This is a genomic window from Acinetobacter sp. AYS6 (genome assembly GCF_025630795.1).
Lineage (GTDB): Bacteria > Pseudomonadota > Gammaproteobacteria > Pseudomonadales > Moraxellaceae > Acinetobacter.
This window is the reverse complement of record NZ_JAOTNV010000004.1, coordinates 128,032-146,375: the sequence shown is the minus strand read 5'-3', so window position 1 is coordinate 146,375 and position 18,344 is coordinate 128,032. Positions and strand designations below refer to the sequence as shown.

Genomic DNA, 18,344 nt, shown 5'->3' with positions numbered 1-18,344 from the left:
AATATTAAATGTATTTTTACACAAGTTAACAGATTGTACAAATTAAATTACAGTTCTCTTGTCTTTATTTATTCTTTCTTATCAATAAAAAATGCTTTTAGAGCCAATGCTGTTTATTAATAAATTAATCATTTGTATTGGAAAACAAAGTGTTAAAATTGTAGGGTTGGGATGTTTTGATATATGCAACTATCTCGAATTTTAACCTATTGAAAATACTAAGGTTTACAACTTGTTCCAACCACTTACAATCCAAACTAGACTCGGCGGATTCTACTTCTTTTACTATTCCATTGTTGGTACATTCATGCCTTATTGGAATTTATATCTTCAAGATCAAGGATTTAACTATCAAGAAATTGGCATCTTATCATCAATTGCCATTGTAACGCGTTTTTTTGCACCTTTGGTATGGGGATGGATTGCTGACAAATCTGGTAAGCGAATGCTACTTGTCCGGTTGGCGACTTGGATGGAATCATGTATATGGTTGGCTATTTTTATAGTTCCCAATACATTTCAATCGATTGCTTTACTCATGCTTATTTTTAGCTTCTTCCAAAATGCTATTTTAGCTCAATTTGAAGGGGTCACTTTATTTTGGTTGGGTGATCAAAAAGCTAAACTTTACGGCAAAATCCGTAAATGGGGATCTGTTGGATTCATTGTGGGTGTTTTTGTTATTGGTGCACTTCTAGAAATAGTGCCTATTTCGATGCTTCCGATTTTATTATTAATTATTGCTTCATTGGCATTTATTTGGTCTTTCACTATCCGAGAACCAGATGGTGCACCTGCGTCGCAAAAGCAGTTAGAACCTTTACTTCCGGTGCTTAAACGGCCAGCAGTAGCTGCATTTTTCACAATTGAATTTATTTTACTTTTTTCACATGCGCCTTTTTATAGTTTTTATAGTAATTTTCTGAATTCTTTGAATTTTAGTACGACTGAAATTGGATTTTTATGGGCTATGGGTGTTTTTGCAGAAATTTTTATGTTTTCAATTGCTTCAAAGATTTTTCAACGTTTTTCGTGGCGTAGTTTAGTGATTGTGTGTTTGCTAGTGACGAGCATACGTTGGATGTTAGTTGCACTATTTTCACATTACTTTGTTGGTCAACTTTTTGCACAATGCTTGCATGCTTTTAGTTTTGGTCTATTTCACTTAATTGCGATGCGAGTTATTTTTCAAAACTTCTCGGCCGGACAACAAGGGCGTGGGCAAGCTCTTTACAGCACCATGTGGGGGTTGGGGGTGGCTTCTGGTAGTGTTCTGGCCGGACATTTTTGGAAAATTCTTTCTGGTGAGCTCATCTTCATGTGTGCCAGCTTGGTGGTACTTTTAGGCTTATGCTTTGTAATGTGGCTGCCGAAACAAATTGATTCTTCAACTGCATAAGCTTGAGATAATGTAAAAAAGTCATTTATATTGAAAAAAGCAAGTAAATATAAAATTGTTTGATGACTTGTTGTAGCACGTTACAGTTGAAAAATATTGTTTTTATATGGTTATGAACCAGTGAATTTGTCAAAAAATATGCTAACTTAACTTCATGCGTTTAATGATTAATAAATCTATGAAAAATATTTATATTATTGGATTATTGTGGGCTTGTTCTGGTTTAGCTGTGGCAGAAACGGCGACTCAGCAGCCAGCTGAACAACCCGTTCGGACTGCCAGTAATCCTAATGCTATACGTATTGTTACGCGCCCTGAAATTATGGGATTATGGGGAATGGAAATTCCAAATAATAAGAAATGTGTGGAATATTATAACTTCCGTAGTAGTAATGATGTAGTGATCAAAAGTGGTCAAGAATGGTCATATGGTCTATATGAATATCAACCATCCGATGATCCTAAAGAGCAATTAGCTGCTTTAGTGATGCAAATTAAATTTGATAATAATAAAGTGGATTGTTCTGGTCAGAAACAAGATCAAACAGGTGATGTTTCTCAATATTTTGTCCAATGGAAAAATGATCATACTATTAACTTCTGTTCAACCGCTAAGGGTGAGAAGTGTTTTGCGACTTTACGTAGAGTTCTTCCTTAAAATAGTAGATATAAAAAAAGCCTCTTATTTACAAGAGGCTTTTTTATTATGCAGTTTCAGCTTTTTTCTTTTCTTCCAATTGCTTTAACAAGTGCTTTTCAAGGTAATGGATGTCCATTGCTTGAGAACAGAAGCTCTTATCTTGCAAAATAAGATCTTTATGCAGAGGAATATTAGTTTTAATTCCTGTAAGGATCATTTCGTCTAACGCTTGACGCATACGAGCAAGTGAAGTTTCACGGTCTTTACCATGAGAAATCAGTTTAGCAATCATAGAGTCATAGTAAGGTGGAATGCTGTATCCTGGATAGATATGAGAGTCTAAACGAATACCAGCACCGCCTGGTGCATAGAAACTTTCGATTTTACCTGGTGAAGGTAAGAACGTTGTTGGATCTTCAGCATTGATACGACATTCGATTGCATGACCATTAACTTTGATGTCTTCTTGTTGAAGTTCTAGTCCTAGGCCGCCTGCAATACGTAACTGTTGTTCAATAATATCAACACCAGTAACCATTTCAGTAACAGGGTGCTCTACCTGAACACGAGTATTCATTTCGATAAAGAAGAATTCACCGTCTTCAAATAAAAATTCAAACGTACCAGCACCACGATATTGCATTAACTGACATGCATGAACACATGCTTCTAAAATATCAGCTCGTGCTTGCTCTGGTAGATTTGGTGCGGGCGCTTCTTCTAGTACTTTTTGGTGACGACGTTGTAATGAACAGTCGCGATCATATAAATGAATCGCATGACCATTACCGTCACCAAGAATTTGAACTTCGACATGGCGAGGTTTTTGTAAAAAGCGTTCCATGTAAACGGTATCATCACCGAACCACATTTCTGCATCGCGCTGTGCTGCTTGAACTGATTCAAGTAGGGTATCTACACGCTCAACAATACGCATACCACGTCCACCACCACCAGATGCCGCTTTAACAATAAGCGGGAAGCCGATTTCTTTCGCTTCTGCCAAGGCATTGTGGATGGTTACAGCATGGTCGCAACCCGGTACAGTAGGTACGCCAGCTTTTTTCATGGCAACAATCGCAGAAACTTTGTTCCCCATAAGGCGAATATGTTCTGGACGAGGGCCAATAAAAGTGAAACCTGAACTTTCTACAATTTCAGCAAATTCAGCATTTTCTGAAAGAAAACCGTAGCCGGGATGGATAGCATCGGCACCGGTAATTTCTGCAGCAGTAATAATTGCCGGGATATTTAAATAGCTATCACTACTTGCACCCGGACCAATACATACTGCTTCATCAACAAAACGTAAATGCATCAAATCCTTATCGGCATCTGAATAGATACCCACAGTCTTGATTCCTAATGTTTTGCAAGCCCGGGTAATTCGTAAAGCGATTTCACCACGGTTTGCAATTAAAACTTTTTGCAACATAGACGTCCCCGAGGTAATTACGCGCGATAACGGAATAAAGGTTGACCGAATTGGATAACATCACCATTTTTCACTAAAATTTCTTCAATCACGCCACTTTGAGTTGCTTCAATTGGGTTCATGATTTTCATAGCTTCAATAATACCCAAAGTTTCACCAGCAGATACAGTTTGACCTACTTTAACAAATGGTGCTTCGCCTGGGCTTGGCGCAGCGTAGAACACGCCAACCATTGGAGAAGGTTCAACTGCTCCACGTGGTGTTTTTGCAACCGGTGCTTCTGCAACAGCAGCTGCCGGAAGTGCTACACCAGCCGCAGCAACGACTGGATTACGACGAGTTAAAGCGATTGATTGATCACCTTCTTTAACTTCAATCGCTTGCAAGTCAGACTCAATCATTAAATCGATGAGTTTCTTAATTTTGCGGATATCCATGGGCGACTATTCCTAAACTAGTTTGGGTTAGATGGTTGAATTTTTTCAATAGCGTAATCGAGTGCAAAGCTATAGCCTTTTGCACCAAGACCACAAATCACGCCAATTGCTTTATCGGATAAATATGAATGATGTCTGAATGCCTCTCTTGCATGGACATTCGACAAATGTACTTCAATAAATGGAATGGCAACGCCAAGTAGGGCATCACGTAGAGCAACTGAAGTATGGGTGAGGGCGGCAGGATTAATAATAATAAGTTTTACGCCTTCGGTTTGTGCCTGATGAATACGGTCAACAATGGCACCTTCCCAATTGCTTTGAAAAGTATCTAATGTAATTGAAGCGTTTTGAGCTTGGGTAACAAGTTGTTGGTTAATATCACCTAAGGTAAGATGACCATATACTTCTGGTTCGCGTTTTCCCAGCAAATTCAAATTCGGTCCATGAATCACCAAAATGGTCGAACTCATTCAGATTGCTCCAGCTCTAAAGTTGCAAATACTCTTTGCAAGATGTCTGCAAAGTTTGCTTATTATGGCATATGTTTCTACAATTTTTTTATAATTTGTTTTAATTGTCGCAGAAAGGGTACGCCAAATTCGGCTTATATATTGTAAATTTTGCGATGATTTAGCAATGTTAAAAAATGACAAAATTTCAAGTAATTTAATAAAGCTTATTTTAAACTGAATTGACAAAAACAGTTCATGTATTTTGTGTAACGGCTGTAGAATTCTCTTCAATCACGAGTAGCTCATTCCACCTCGTTAGATAGTTTTTTGAGCGGTGACATTGTTTCATATGCCAAGATGGACTACGAGAGTGATAGCCGACTTGTAAATAGTGGCTACCGAATCGATTACGAACTGTACTTAGGGTTTTCATGAGTTGTTGTCTTTGTTGAATCAGCTCAAGAGGTTGCCACAAATCATCAATGTGATGTTGACGGGCGTGTAAACCACAAAATAAAACTCCAATCTTAATATATTTTTTATTTTCTTTATATAAAACATCAATTTGTTGCATTGCTGCTTTTGTTAATATACATAGATCATCTGTTGCATAATTTAAGCCTATTGCTTGAGATGACGCTTTTTTATAAGGTGGTTTATCTGTTTTTTCATAAAGCATGACTTGAATGCAGGCACACAGCTGTTCTTGTTTCATTAAGCGTCGGTGAGCACGATTGAGATGAAAGATAAGCGCTTGTTTAATAATCTCAATGCTGGATAAAGCTTGAGCGAAACTTCGTGATGCTAAAATTCGTTTTGTTAAGATGGCAGGATCGTCGAGTTGAATACAGGATTGGCCTTTTAGCTCACGAATGGTACGTGCCATAACCACAGAAAAAGCTTTTGCTAGATGATGCTCATTGGCAAAAGTTAAGTCTAAGCATGTATAAATTTCATAGCTTCGTAATTGTTTGACCAATTGATAGCCAATTCCCCATACTTCTTTGACTGAAGTTTGTTGCATGAGGTCTTCAAGCAATAGCGGATCTAAACTAGTGAAATTACAAATTCCCTTAAAGCTTTTAATTTTTTTAGCATAGTGATTGGCTAATTTGGCTTGAGTTTTTGAATATCCGATGCCAATACAGCAAGGTAAGCTCAACCATTCTTCTAAGGTTTCTACGACATTGTCACAATATGAATGGATATCTAGAGATTGAAGGTAAGGGGTAAGGCGAATAAAGCATTCATCAATAGAGTAAGCTTCTAAATCATCAGGCGAGAAGAATTCGCCTAAAACTGAAAAAAAACGACGTGACATCTCGGCATATAAAGTGTAGTTACTTGAATAGACGTGTACACCCGCTTGGAGAGCTTCTTCTTCGATTTGATACCATGGGATACCCATTTTTATACCCAATTTCTTTGCTTCTTCACTGCGCGATACAACACATCCATCGTTATTAGAAAGTACTACGACTGGCAGGCCAATAAGTTTAGGGTTAAATAGTCGCTCACAACTGACATAACAGTTATTAATGTCTACAAGCGCGTAAATTTCGCGGTGTGAGATTTCCATTATGATTTGCCCCATTAAAAATATTGGTAAAACTACATATTGATATTGTTTTCATGAACACAGTGATGTCGAGTGTGAGCTGAAAAAATTGCATTTTGAATATGTAACAAAATCAAGTTAACAAAGTTTCTGGAAGAATGCTAGGGTAGTTCTGTGGGTTTATCTCAAGTTAACGATGGAAAAAATAGATAATGCTTTAATATTTTTTAAGAAAAAAGGAGATCAATATAATCTCCTTTTTGGTGAAACTTTCTAAGTTAGTTTTGCTTACCACTTATGACTATAAGTTACTTTCAGCGTTGCGCCATTTGCGACTAAATGGCTTGTGTTATCGCTAGTTCTTAATAACTGGCTATAAAGAGGATAGTACTTGCGATTAAACATGTTTTCTAGACCAATCGTCATAGTATCTTTTTTGTTAAGTGCAAAACTACTGATTAAATCTGCTGTTGTATAAGATTTTACATCGTAGCGACCAAAACCATTTACACCATTTAAACGGTAGTCTTCTGAACCGAAGTAAGTAGCTTGTAAACGATTCGTCCAAGTTTCAGTTGGGCTATAAGAAATGTAAGCTGTGAGTTTTAATGGTGGAATACGGAAGCCTGTCATGTCTTGTTCAGCACCGTTTTGCGGTTTTTCACGGCCTTTCATCCAAGTAACGCTACCACCAGTTCCCCAAACATTTACATCGTCAAGATAGTCAAAAGTTGCTTCTACACCAGTGACTTTTTCTTTGGTTCTAGCAAGTACTAGACCATTGTTAAAAGACTGGACAGCACCAAGGTCAGAAGTAGAGTGGAACACTGCTAAGCTTGATGAGACGTTATTGAAGTTTCCTTTCCAGCCCAACTCGTAGTTATCTACTTTTACAGGCTCTAAAAATGATGAGCCAAGGTTAAAACCTTCGCCAGCATTACGGATAATCAAACCTACATCAGGTAATTGGAAACCTTGGTTGAATGATGCATAAATCGAGTGTTGATCATTCGGTGAGAAAGTCAAATTGGCATTGTATAACCATGCATCGGCTTTCACTTTTCCGCCTGGAACTGTGTAAGGGTTAGTCTTGCCTAATTGTGATAATGGAACAAAACTATCAATTTGGGCGTAGCTATCTTCATAGCGTGTACCAGCTTCTGCTGACCATTGATCATTAAAGCGGTGCTTTAGCTGTACAAAACCACCCACACTTTGTGTGGTGAGCTCAGGCAAATAAATAAGCTTGCCAGTTTTTACAAACTCTAAGCCACCAGATTGATCATAAATTTTTTGGTCGAAAATATCTAAAGGCATTTCGCTTTTTTCACGGCTGAAGTCACCACCCCAAACCAATGAGGTGTCACCTAGAAACTCAAGTGGTGTCGTAACCGTTAAGCGGCTACCGAGTACATTATTTTCTTGATAAATCTGGTCGACTTGTTTGCCGCGGTTTGCATTTCCACGAGCATCAAATGGTGAAAAACGGGTAAAGAAGTCGCGGTAATAAATTTGAGCATCAACCTTATTACCTAATAAGTCTTTATTGGTATAGGTCAAATTGTAGATCTGGTTTTCATTTTTATTTTGGTCTTTGAGCTTTAAGCCTTTAATGGCTTTAGCTGGCACAGTTCCAGCAGGAGCTTTTTTAACACTTGGGTCAGATGCATAATCTGAGTCTTGCTCTGCATTATAGTAGTTTGCAGCAAATTGTAGATATTGATTGTCATCAATATGGTAACTCAGCTTACCGCCTACGCTGTAAGCATCGGCATCATAAAGGTCACCCTGACTTGGTTCCGGTGCAACACGGTCACCACTTGCATCGTACGGACTACCAATACGTTGGTAACCAAAGTCGAGCGCATAATCAAAGGCGTTAAAGCTGCCTGTGAAATATTGGTGAATGTCTCCGCCCAAAGCATTAGAACGGAAATTTGTTAAAGGTGTTTGAAGTCCAACCACGGTTTTAGCCGTAGGTTCACCACCCGCAGCTTTTGTGGTAATTGAAATAATACCACCCGCAGCACCACCACCATAAATTGCGTTACTGCCGCGAATTACTTCAATGTTCGCAATGCTTTCAGGGTCAATTGCTGAAAGTCCGCGTGATGTGTCGCGTGTAAGGTTCATTGGCACGCCATCGACCAAGATGAGGGCATTACGGCCACGTAAAGTTTGACCATAATCGGTAATAGTTCGGCTTGAATCCGACAGGCCCGGTACAGCTTTCGCTAAAACAGTCGCAATACTTCCAGATGAACCATTTCTTAAAAGTTCAATTTGTTTTTCATCTAACTTGGTAACTTGCTTGGCAGAAGTAGAGAGTTCATCTGCACGTGAAGCAGTGATTGTAATTGTAGGAAGCGCTTCAGGTTTCTTTTCTGTTTCTGTTGAGTCAGAGGCTGAGGCTGCAAAAGCTGAGTTTGAAAGAAAAATGGCCCCACCAAGTGAAAGAAGTGGAATGATATTTTTAACTTCAGACTTTCTTGTAAAAAGTTTATTACTTTTCTTATTTGCCATTATCTCGCCCTGAGAGTGATTTTAAATTGAACGGATTATAAATGAGAATCATTGTAATTAACAATATTATTAATTGCTTAAAAAATAATATATTTGAAATTTATTCAATGAATTAGGGGAGTAGGTGTCTATTCCCCCAAAATTGAACAGCGATTAGATTCCTTTAAAAGCATTTAGGTGATTTTGATGGGCGCGACGAATAATGCTTCGGTCATCACCGAGCACAAAAATCTGAACAGACTGTTGTTTCCACGCTTCAATATCTTCAGGTTTTCGGGGAATAGCACAGAAATGTTTCTGACTATTTTTAGTCTTTACATACATCTCTTGAACTTTTTCTTTCACCTTTGGATGACTAGATTGCCACGGCATTCCCATCGATTGAGAAAGGTCGGCAGCACCCTCAAGAATAATATCGATGCCTTCGATTTTTAATATTTCATCTAGTTGTTCTAATCCTTCTAAGCTTTCAATCATGGCAACCACAATCGTCTCGTTTGCTGCCTGTTGAACAAAACTCGCTAAATCATCCATGCCGTATCGATTTAATCTTGTTGAGTTGAGTCCTCTTTGCCCAAACGGCATATAGTGGCAATAGTTCACAGCCTCTTGTGCCTGTTTAGCATTTTCAATACGCGGGAAAACAATGCCCGTTACCCCTGCATCGAGCAGAGGTAGAACTAGGTGGTTAGCGTTTAAAGGTACTCTTACAAACACATCAAGAGACATAGCTCTAGCAGCTAAAATCATGGTCTCGACTTGAGATGTACTAAATAAAGTATGTTCCAAGTCGATAATAATAAAGTCGTAGCCCGCAAGTGCCAGTTGCTCGACATTAATTGGAGAGGCTACGGAACAAAATATTCCGTAGAGCGTCTCACCATGTGCTATTCGTTTCTTAAAAGAAATCGAATGCTTATTCATATTCAATTTCCTTAATAAGGCTGAGCGGGTTCGGTGTAGTTTGTACTCTTAAACGAATTTCCGGAAGGAAACGGCGGCTTGCGAGCTGTTCAATATCGATGGTGTCATCTGTAAAGTTAAACAATTCATATCGCTCACTAAACTCTGGGTGAGCTTCTTTATGCTGATTAATGATGGTTCTTAACATGGTCCAGAATTTAATTTCATCGAAGTCATAATGTTCATTTAAGAAAATCGCTAACTCAGCCAGATTTACAAACCAAAGCGCATCTTGGGTAAAGTCTCTGAGCTCATTTGGAGAGTGGGTTTCCAAGAAAGAGTTCGGGTTAATTTTGGCGTGTTCTTTTGGCGCATCTTGCAAGTTGGGTAAAAGCTCCGGCTCACGTAAAAGATGGCGACTAAAGCGAATGCCATCGTGGAAATCTTTCAAGGCTGCTTTAACAGGTAAGCCATTTTTATGAATCAGTACCATGTTTTGCGCATGTGACTCTAAAGCGAGGCCGTGGCACCATAAAATATGCATGATTGGTAAATAAGCATTGCTGAGTAATTTTTCTAACCAGAACTCAATACCGTACTCTTGAACCCACTCATCAATAAGAGGTTTTTGGTCTGTATCGAGTTGCATTAGACCTGTTACAGGCGTTGCTGATTCACCTTCTTTTAAGTAGCTGTAAATACTTTCGCGCCAAATGCAGGCGAGTGCGCCGTATTGAACAGGTAGCGTAATCTGCTGGTTAACCGAAAGACCGCCAATCTCTCTTAAAATAACAGGCTTGTGCTGTTTTTCTAAAATATGATCTTGTTCAACAATGTTATAAAGCCAGTCACTCATTTTTGCCGCATTTTGAACGGTATGCGGTGCCAACACACGAGAGGTAGAAGTATTGACCAAGTTCATTGCCAACTTGAGAGAAAGCGCAGAGATATCACTGATGTTCGATAAGGTCCGAATCGACTGCTGTGGTAAATAAGTCGGACCTTCAATATCTAACGGGATGATCAGTTGGTTGCTAATCGCATCTTGATAATATAATTCAATAATTTTATCCCACTGCCATGGGTGAATTGGAATGAGGATATAATCTTTAAAATCTACATTTTGCTCTTTCAATTGATCATTAATAGTTTGTAGATCTTTCTCTGAAAAATGCTGTTTATAAAGCTGTTCTAAGTTAATGGTTTCACTTAAAACCAGTTTGCATAAACTGTTATGAGTCGCCCCCCATTGAACCGTAAAACCTTCAGAAAGCTCTGGTGCATATTTTTGATTTTCTTTTAAATCGAAGCCGATACGAGATTTAAAACTTGGATGATATAAATGCGCATTGGTAATTCGTGCTTCTTGTTCTAGGTAAGGCAAAGTTCTTAAAGGTTGAGCAGGTGCTTGGCTTAAAGTTTGCGCATGTTTAACGTAAGTTAAATTGAGTTCATCATTAAAGTTTTGCCATTTAACCGGGTCTGCTTCAATAATATTTTTTAGGTCGGCAAGTAGCAGTTTTAAGCTAGGGTGAGTTTCAGCACCTAAAGTAATATCAGAACGGACTAAGCTTGAAGGATCTAACTTAATTCGTTTAAAACTGAAATGTCGTTTAGCCGCGCAAGTATAAAAAACGGTATCGGAAATATAAAACTTGATCTGACCTTTAGAAAAATCGTATTTAAAGGTATTTTCAAAAATAAGTGCTTCTAATAATTGGCCCATCACGCGATTTTCCGCGAGGGTTTTATAATTGGTTTGTTGTGTTGGTTGAAGAGGGCAAAGCGCTTCTGCGCCGCGATATTTATAAATAGGGTTTTCAACTTCAATCCAGATTGGATTGCCACCACTGTGGTAGAGCGTATTTAACATATTTGCCTTGATTGGTAGTGTGAGTGAATTAATTAATAAATCGCGGTACTGCTGACCTTTGGCGCTAAAGTTTTCTTGTGTGAGCGTAAGACGGGTGGCTTGCCAAAGTTCAGATTCTTCAATGGCCGTAACGCGTGCAATTGCACTGATGAGATGAGCAATGTGATTGATCACGAGGTAATATTTTAAAAAGGTCCAAGCATCTTTTTGAGAGAACCAAACGGTACTATCTTCAGAAATAGATGAGTCGTCTTCTATCATTTCTGGAACTATGCTAATGCCTTCCATGTCTCGAAGAATAAGGCGATGTGGATAGCCGTTTTTAAATTCCATTAAACTGTTTTGCATGTGCGCTTCTACGCTAATGCCTTTATTCGCAAACAACTCAACTAATGGAATAAGCGAAACTTTAACGTACTGTTTCCACCAGAAAGTAATGAAGTCTTTCGCATCTTTTGATTGTAGATTTTGATTCGGTGCTGCTTGTTGAATAAAACTTAAGAGAGGAATTTCATGCTTTTCGTTTTCTTCAACCAAGCCACCGAGCATTCGAGTATTTTCTAATACTTCAGGTGTAAGTCCAGCTCGATAAATAATGCCAAATGAACTTTCAAGCTCTGGAATTTTGACTGTTTTCGCCTCTAACTCCGGCAGAATCACAAGGTCTGGATATTGCTCATTAATCTTGTGATTGATAATAATTTTGCTTGCATCAATGGCACGTTCCATTTCATCCATTGGGTTATTACGAATGAAACTGGTAATTCGCACATCAATGGAGAGCTTTAAAAATAGGTTCGATTGAGGTAACCACACTGTACGAACGGATGAAGTTGGCCATACGGTTTGACCTAATGCACCCAGATAGATCACGTCTTGGCTGTCTAAATATTTCTTTAAAGAAGGATGTTGAAGTAAGAAATTGGCTTGCCAAGGGTGGGTTGGCATGAGCTCATAATTTGCTAAGTTTTCTTGCAAACGATCTTTTGCTGCTTCTAAAACTTCAATTTCAATATGGTGAGAAGGCTGGTCTTCACTGACAAGCTTTTGGATTAAAGAAGAATGAATTGCAAAATAGTGGAGTTGGAAACTTGCGCCTAGCTCAGGGCTATACTTTTTCATGTCTTCTTTAGAAAAACCTAAGTTGGCTTTAGAGGTCACATGAAAAGGGTGCCCATATAACATGCCTTGTTCGGTTGACTGAAAACCGCTTAACGCTTTAGTTGCTGATTGAGATGGCTTATTTTCTAAAAAGAATTTTGTGTTCTCGATACTATTGGCAATATCGGAATACAGGTTTTTATTTTGGTTCTTGTCTTTAAATAGACTATTCAACTCATCTGTAATCAGCTTCACTAAATTTTTAGGATCGGTGAGTGAGTCAAAGGTATTGTCATTTAAGTTTTGCAGAACAAAACCACGTTGATATCTGTGATAACCTGTAGTTGAAAGGTGCTGAACTGCGCCATAAATAATCGTGTTAGATGCATTAAATGTATAAGCAAAATACAGGGTGTTTGGTTGCTCCGCATATAGGATGAATAAAGGAGAATCTTGAGCTGGGATAATGCGTTCTTCAAGATTTACTTTGAGTTCACGAAAGAAAGTATTCAGGTACTGTTCGAAAAGTTTATAAGACCATGCATCTGTTGTAATAATTGAGTTCATTCTTGTGCCTCTTTTAAAATTGTATCCATTAAGAATCTGTTCAAAATCACCACTAAACCCGCACCGATAAAAAATAGTGAAGTGCAGATTAATGCAGCGGTAATATTGAAAAATGAGTAGGTGAGCGTGATAGTGATTGGGCCAATCAGCTGTCCTAAGACAAAGGCACTGTTAGAAATACCAATCACTTTTCCTTGGCTTTGAGCGCCAGCTTTTAGAGAAATAGTGTGTAAGATCGAAGGAATAAGGGCTGCAAAGCAAAAGCCTTGTATGAGTCGTAATATAAGAACTAGCCAAATATTCGAAACCCAGATCAATGCGAAAATCGTGATACCGCAAATTAAAGATGCGTAAATGAAGTTATTAAAAGAATCTCCTTTATCATCATTTCGTTTTCCCCAATAAGTTGCAGCAATAAAGGCTGCTCCCCATGAAAGCGCATGTATGGTTCCTGTTAAACTCGCAGCAGATAACGATGAATGAGTGCTTTGACTTATTTCGCTAATGTATAAAACGAAGCAGGACACTAAACCAAAGCCGCCCGCTTGAACCAAAATACCAGCGCTTAACCATGAAAAAATCGTTCTATCAAAAAAAGCTGGAAGCTTAGATTTCTCTTTAGTTTTTGAAGCCTCGGCTTTAACGGGATTGGTTAATACAAATGACGCAATCACAATGAGTGTCATCACAACGAATGCTGTCGCGTTGAGTAATACTTCAACCCGCCATTGATCCATAAATATTCCGCCGAGTACGGGACCACATAGGCAAGCTAGCGCTACACTACTTTGTAGTTGCCCAAAAGCGGCACCTCGTTGTTGCTCATTAGAAAGATAGGAAACATAGGCATTTAAAATCACGGAAAGACCGCAAAAACCGAGTAAAATTCGCGCGAAAATAAACAGATATAAATGCTGGGCGCTCGCCATGAGCAGTATTGAAATACAGAACCCAGCCAGGGAAAGTAACAAGGCTTTTTTATGGCCGAATGTGTCGGATAGATGACCCACAATCGGTGCGGTAAATAAACTGCCAATAGCCGGAGCCGCGAGTGCCAAACCTGCCCAGATAGTGGGAGCACTCATATGCGCCGTCAGTTTTTCCATATAGAGCGGCATGATCGGAATCAGCACCATAAGCCCAAAAGTGGAAAAAAACTGACAGAGCAAAATAATGAAATGATCTAGGCGAGATGAGCGCATGATTTAGATATCCATGGTCTCATAGCTAGAAACAGATAAGCTGTGATAGGGGTTTGGCGTAGTTCCAATTTTACTTGGCATGCCTGTTGAGTCGCTTTCTTGCGCAAGTAAAGGCGTAAGGAGCTGTTTGAATGGCCAAGTGTTATTGTCAAAAAGATAGGTTCGAATTTGCGATTTTGTTTGCTCTGAAATAGGTTGGGTTTCTACAAAATCTTGAATAATGTCTTGAACCATTTCCCAAAAATCGTTTTCTGTACGATCTGTATATTTCAAAGTCGCTAAAGCAATTGGATAAAGGTTAATTTGAATCCCTAAGGTAATGAAGTAGTTAAATAAGTCTTCATTTTTAGTAAAGATAAGATTGTTCGGTGTGCTCGTATCAATGGTATAGGTCGGAGGTGTATAACCACTTTCTTCAATGGCTGTGGTACATATTCTTAAGGTATCGTGGTCACGCAAAATAAAGCATTTAAACTTATTATTTTCATAACACACTATGGTGTTTTGCCCGTGACATTCAGGCATGATTCCTTTTGCCCAAAGCGTTAAGAATGTTTGAATAAAATGAACACTTAAGTCTTTTAATAATGTCCACTTGTCACCTTCAACACCTAAAGTTTCCCAAGGGTCAACATACGTACAACTTAAAGCTGACATGGTGATTGGGGTAACGTTTTTATCTTGGCAAAAGTCTGGTAAATGTCTGACTTGGCAACCGATTACACCTAAATTTTTTACAATCGGCTCTTGTTTACCGAGTACCCACCAATGCGTTTCATTACTCAAAAAGAGGCGATTTTTTAATAAAGAAGTTTCATTAATGACGTCACTTAAAAAATCATAAGCCGTATGCCCATTCATTAAATAACGGCCTGGCATAGAGCGGATTGCGCCTAATGTTTTAGCATTGGTCGAGAGTTTTAAATGCAGAGTAGGGTTTGCGTTGTGAATAAGGGTTCTTAAAGAAGAAGTCGGTAAACCAATTGTCGTAACATGATTCAGATCAATACCGCCGTACTTATTTTCATCAAACTTTAAATAGTGATGTTGCGTCTCTAACAAAGGCAGGGCTAAGTAGTCATCTGAAAGCTGAGCCATTTTTTCAGTAATATGCTTGTCCTCAGCTTCTGATAACAAAAGCTCTTTGTGAGGAATCGACTCCATATTATTGATCACATCATCTTTCTTAAAGGCCCACCAATACACCTCAATTTCTTTTTGAGTCGTAAGGGGGGCAAGTTCACCTTTTGAGTGAGCGAACGGATGAAATGGACGATCAGCCACCAGTGAGAGCAATTCGCTAGTAACTAAAGGCGATGAAAATGAAAGTGCTGACTGTAAAATTTGAGGAATTTTTTCAGCCGTTACTAAGTTGTCGAGCCAGTAATCAACCGCTTTTTGATGATGCGGTGAAGGCCACCAAGACGCTTTTGTTAAATAGTTAAAAACTTCAGAAATCGAAATTTTAGAAGTCGTATTGCTCAAGAGGTTATGAAGTGAAACTTCGGGGTGAGTAACATAGAACGGATTTACACCATCAACTTTTAAACAGTTGAAATACAGCTCCAACTCATCATTGAGAGTAATTGCCAGATAAGGCTTTTTATAGGAAATATGATCTCTAAAATCTCCATAATTCTCCATGTAGAGTGCATCTATCGTTTTTTGTAGTTGTGCGGTGTAAATCCGATCTAACATTTTAGTTATTCCTATTCTTATAAAAGTGGTAGAACCGTGCCAACGTTTTGTTCTTGTGCGGCATTGAAGAACCACTTAGCGCAAACAATGTCGTCAATCGCCATGCCCATTGGGTTGAGCAAAATGATTTCATCTTCGTGTTCGCGGCCGTTTTTATGACCAATAATGATGTCGCCAAGTTCAGCATGTAGTTTTTCACGGCTGAATAAGCCATCTTCAACCAGCACATTGATGACTTTCTTCTCTCGGTTTGATTGGTCCCAGTCATCTACAATCACTTTGTCCACTTTTAAGAAGACTTCAGGCTCAATATCCATAATTGAAATATTTGAAACAAAGCAGCCTTTTTTAAGCCACTCAAACGGAATGTAAGGTTTATCTGAAACGGTACAGGTAATAAGGACATCAGCTTGTTGAATTGCAGACTTAGCACTGTCATGAATTTCAATTTCTAAATGTGGATATTCGGAAAGGAACAATGCTTTGAGTTTTTCAGCCGCTTCAGGGTTTACATCAAATAAATGTATTTTTTTCACTTGAGCGTATTGTTCAAGTACAGTCTTAATCTGCATTTGTGCAATTGGACCGCAGCCAATCACGGTAATGTCAGAAAAGTCTTTTTTCGCTAAATATTTAATTGAAACACCCGTAATTGCCGCGGTTCGCATTGCACTGATTAGGCTGCCTTCCATTACTGCAACCGGATAGTTTGTTTCTGAGTCATTTAAAACAATCAGTGCGCTCGCACGCGGAATATTGAATTTTTTAGGGTTATGTTGTCTTGATCCAATCCATTTGATTCCAGCAATCGGGTTGTTGCCGCCTAAATAACAAGGCATTGCGATAATACGGTCAGCAATATGGTCTGCACCTTGCCAGCGAAGATAAGGTTTTAAAGGTTGTACAAACTGTTTATTTGCATGCAGGGTTAAACCTTCAGTAATCGCTTCAATAAATGAATTACTATGATTTGCACCAAGATTTAATAAATCTGATTGACTTAAATAGCGAAGGGTAGCCAAATTGCTCATGAATATGTCCTAAAGAGAAGGTTAAACAACATTTTGTAAAGTAAGGTTTTCTTGGCGTCGTACATTTCGATTGAAGTGACGCTTCTTGATCATTTCGAACCATTCATCTTCATAAACCAGATCGAGATAACGGTCACCGCGATCGGGCAGTAGCGTTAAGACGCATGAACCTTCAGGAATGGTTGGAATCAGTTTTTTTATGGCTGAAATAGATGAGCCGCTCGAACCGCCTGCAAAGATGCCTTCATGTTCAAGAAGTTCTCTACAACCGAGTGCCGATTCATAGTCATCTACATAAATGACATCATCAATTTCATCGGGGGAGAGTAGAGCTGGGACAGTGCTTGCACCAATACCGGGAATTTCGCGTGGACCAGATGTGCCACCGAACAGCACAGAGCCGACAATATCGACAGCGATGACTTTTAATTCTGGAAATCTTTCTTTAAGACGACGGGACACGCCCATAATCGTGCCGGAGGTACTTGCTCCGATCACGAGGTAATCAATCTTGCGGTCAATTTGATTTAGAATTTCTTCTGCTTCACCAAAATAGTGGCTTTTCCAGTTGTTTGGATTTGCATACTGATTAATCCAGACAGCATTTGGCAGTTGTTGGCAGAGTCGTTTTACAGTGTCAATTCTGGTTTTTAAGTAACCGCCGTTTTGGTCTTTTTCAGAGACCATCTCGATATTGGCTTTGTAAAGCTTCAACATTTGTAAGTTTGCTGAAGCAATCTTTGGGTCAATAACGGCAGTAAACTTTAATCCATATATTTTGCAAGCCATTGCAAGTGCAATTGCTAAGTTTCCTGAAGAGCTTTCAACAATATGACTATTTTTATTAATCACTCCCGATTTCAGACCTTCCTGTAGCATGAATAATGCTGGACGGTCTTTAATACTTCCTCCTGGGTTTAACAATTCCATTTTCGCAATCACTGAGATCGATTGATGCGTGAATAGCCTTGATAATTGTAATAGTGGCGTTTTACCTATGCAGTCGAGAATATTTTCATGGATCATGGTAGATCTTCTCAGGTTTTTATGTAATGTGAATGATAATGATTATTAATTTAATTATTATTACCAATTGTGACATGATTGTTGCGCTTTGTAACGCAAAATAGGGATGACTTAGAGGAATTTTCACTAAATTTTTTTGCGTAATTATTTGAATCGTAATATTTATATTTTAGAGAGGGATAAATTAATAAATGTTTTAAATATAACTAGATAGGCAAGAAATTACTTTTCACCTATAAAAAATAATTTAATAAGCTAACGGTTTTGCAAATTAAAATGCCCGTTTTAAATTTCTTTAAAAATTAAGTTGAGGAAATGTATTTTGATTAACATATTTTATGCAGCATCATTTTGTAGATTTTATGACCTTATTTAACGCTTACAAAAAAAGAAATATGGGAAGGTTTGCTTAAATTGCTACGAGTGATGGACTGAAGTTGCTCAAGTGGCAGTTATTGATATGAAAATGTCTGAAAATGATACGTTTAGATTGATA

13 protein-coding genes are annotated in these 18,344 nt (G+C 38.5%); 2 read left to right on the top strand and 11 right to left on the bottom strand.

Annotation, left to right across the window (positions count from 1 at the left end; translation table 11 throughout):
* Positions 1 to 232 precede the first annotated feature (232 nt).
* Both OD757_RS01535 and OD757_RS01530 read left to right on the top strand, forming a co-directional pair.
* Positions 233 to 1,399, top strand: coding sequence for an MFS transporter (locus OD757_RS01535; RefSeq protein ID WP_263030629.1), 1,167 nt, complete (start codon positions 233 to 235; stop codon positions 1,397 to 1,399).
* A gap of 154 nt (positions 1,400 to 1,553) precedes the next feature.
* A complete protein-coding gene (locus OD757_RS01530) occupies positions 1,554 to 2,057 on the top strand; it encodes a hypothetical protein (protein ID WP_034678047.1) in 504 nt (167 codons plus the stop codon).
* A gap of 46 nt (positions 2,058 to 2,103) precedes the next feature.
* Here OD757_RS01530 and accC read toward each other — a convergent pair whose 3' ends face one another.
* From accC to sbnA, 11 genes are all read right to left on the bottom strand, one after another.
* Entirely contained in the window at positions 2,104 to 3,474 is a 1,371-nt protein-coding gene (accC, locus tag OD757_RS01525; protein ID WP_009390091.1) for an acetyl-CoA carboxylase biotin carboxylase subunit, read from the bottom strand.
* Positions 3,475 to 3,491: 17 nt separating this feature from the next.
* Positions 3,492 to 3,911, bottom strand: a complete 420-nt coding sequence (locus OD757_RS01520; protein WP_009390171.1) for an acetyl-CoA carboxylase biotin carboxyl carrier protein — start codon at positions 3,909 to 3,911, stop codon at positions 3,492 to 3,494.
* Positions 3,912 to 3,928: 17 nt separating this feature from the next.
* Complete coding sequence (gene aroQ, locus OD757_RS01515) at positions 3,929 to 4,384, bottom strand: type II 3-dehydroquinate dehydratase (RefSeq protein ID WP_252612711.1); 456 nt, start codon at positions 4,382 to 4,384, stop codon at positions 3,929 to 3,931.
* 235 nt (positions 4,385 to 4,619) lie between these two features.
* The gene (locus OD757_RS01510; RefSeq protein WP_263030628.1) at positions 4,620 to 5,945 is read right to left on the bottom strand and encodes a Y-family DNA polymerase; all 1,326 of its coding nucleotides are present in this window, start codon (positions 5,943 to 5,945) and stop codon (positions 4,620 to 4,622) included.
* A 267-nt stretch (positions 5,946 to 6,212) separates the two neighbouring features.
* Complete coding sequence (locus OD757_RS01505) at positions 6,213 to 8,447, bottom strand: TonB-dependent receptor (protein WP_263030627.1); 2,235 nt, start codon at positions 8,445 to 8,447, stop codon at positions 6,213 to 6,215.
* A gap of 153 nt (positions 8,448 to 8,600) precedes the next feature.
* Complete coding sequence (locus OD757_RS01500) at positions 8,601 to 9,371, bottom strand: HpcH/HpaI aldolase family protein (RefSeq protein ID WP_263030626.1); 771 nt, start codon at positions 9,369 to 9,371, stop codon at positions 8,601 to 8,603.
* The gene (locus tag OD757_RS01495) at positions 9,364 to 12,891 is read right to left on the bottom strand and encodes an IucA/IucC family protein (protein WP_263030625.1); all 3,528 of its coding nucleotides are present in this window, start codon (positions 12,889 to 12,891) and stop codon (positions 9,364 to 9,366) included. Before OD757_RS01495 ends, OD757_RS01500 begins: the two co-directional genes overlap by 8 nt.
* Positions 12,888 to 14,093 carry an MFS transporter gene (locus tag OD757_RS01490; RefSeq protein WP_263030624.1) on the bottom strand — a complete coding sequence of 402 codons (1,206 nt, stop codon included), beginning with the start codon at positions 14,091 to 14,093 and terminating at the stop codon, positions 12,888 to 12,890. Before OD757_RS01490 ends, OD757_RS01495 begins: the two co-directional genes overlap by 4 nt.
* A 3-nt stretch (positions 14,094 to 14,096) precedes the next feature.
* Positions 14,097 to 15,737, bottom strand: a complete 1,641-nt coding sequence (locus tag OD757_RS01485) for an IucA/IucC family protein (RefSeq protein ID WP_263031009.1) — start codon at positions 15,735 to 15,737, stop codon at positions 14,097 to 14,099.
* Between the two features lie 71 nt (positions 15,738 to 15,808).
* Positions 15,809 to 16,822 carry a 2,3-diaminopropionate biosynthesis protein SbnB gene (sbnB, locus tag OD757_RS01480; protein ID WP_263030623.1) on the bottom strand — a complete coding sequence of 338 codons (1,014 nt, stop codon included), beginning with the start codon at positions 16,820 to 16,822 and terminating at the stop codon, positions 15,809 to 15,811.
* 21 nt (positions 16,823 to 16,843) lie between these two features.
* Positions 16,844 to 17,848: a 2,3-diaminopropionate biosynthesis protein SbnA gene (gene sbnA / locus OD757_RS01475; protein ID WP_263030622.1), complete on the bottom strand. Its 1,005-nt coding sequence runs from the start codon at positions 17,846 to 17,848 to the stop codon at positions 16,844 to 16,846.
* Positions 17,849 to 18,344 lie beyond the last annotated feature (496 nt).

What these genes read in the sequence shown, in the direction of transcription:
- OD757_RS01485 (WP_263031009.1), bottom strand. Translation starts at nt 15,737, where the DNA reads ATGGAGAATTATGGAGATTTTAGAGATCATATTTCCTATAAAAAGCCT.
- accC (WP_009390091.1), bottom strand. Translation starts at nt 3,474, where the DNA reads ATGTTGCAAAAAGTTTTAATTGCAAACCGTGGTGAAATCGCTTTACGA.
- OD757_RS01505 (WP_263030627.1), bottom strand. Translation starts at nt 8,447, where the DNA reads ATGGCAAATAAGAAAAGTAATAAACTTTTTACAAGAAAGTCTGAAGTT.
- aroQ (WP_252612711.1), bottom strand. Translation starts at nt 4,384, where the DNA reads ATGAGTTCGACCATTTTGGTGATTCATGGACCGAATTTGAATTTGCTG.
- OD757_RS01530 (WP_034678047.1), top strand. Translation starts at nt 1,554, where the DNA reads ATGCGTTTAATGATTAATAAATCTATGAAAAATATTTATATTATTGGA.
- sbnA (WP_263030622.1), bottom strand. Translation starts at nt 17,848, where the DNA reads ATGATCCATGAAAATATTCTCGACTGCATAGGTAAAACGCCACTATTA.
- sbnB (WP_263030623.1), bottom strand. Translation starts at nt 16,822, where the DNA reads ATGAGCAATTTGGCTACCCTTCGCTATTTAAGTCAATCAGATTTATTA.
- OD757_RS01495 (WP_263030625.1), bottom strand. Translation starts at nt 12,891, where the DNA reads ATGAACTCAATTATTACAACAGATGCATGGTCTTATAAACTTTTCGAA.
- OD757_RS01500 (WP_263030626.1), bottom strand. Translation starts at nt 9,371, where the DNA reads ATGAATAAGCATTCGATTTCTTTTAAGAAACGAATAGCACATGGTGAG.
- OD757_RS01520 (WP_009390171.1), bottom strand. Translation starts at nt 3,911, where the DNA reads ATGGATATCCGCAAAATTAAGAAACTCATCGATTTAATGATTGAGTCT.
- OD757_RS01490 (WP_263030624.1), bottom strand. Translation starts at nt 14,093, where the DNA reads ATGCGCTCATCTCGCCTAGATCATTTCATTATTTTGCTCTGTCAGTTT.
- OD757_RS01510 (WP_263030628.1), bottom strand. Translation starts at nt 5,945, where the DNA reads ATGGAAATCTCACACCGCGAAATTTACGCGCTTGTAGACATTAATAAC.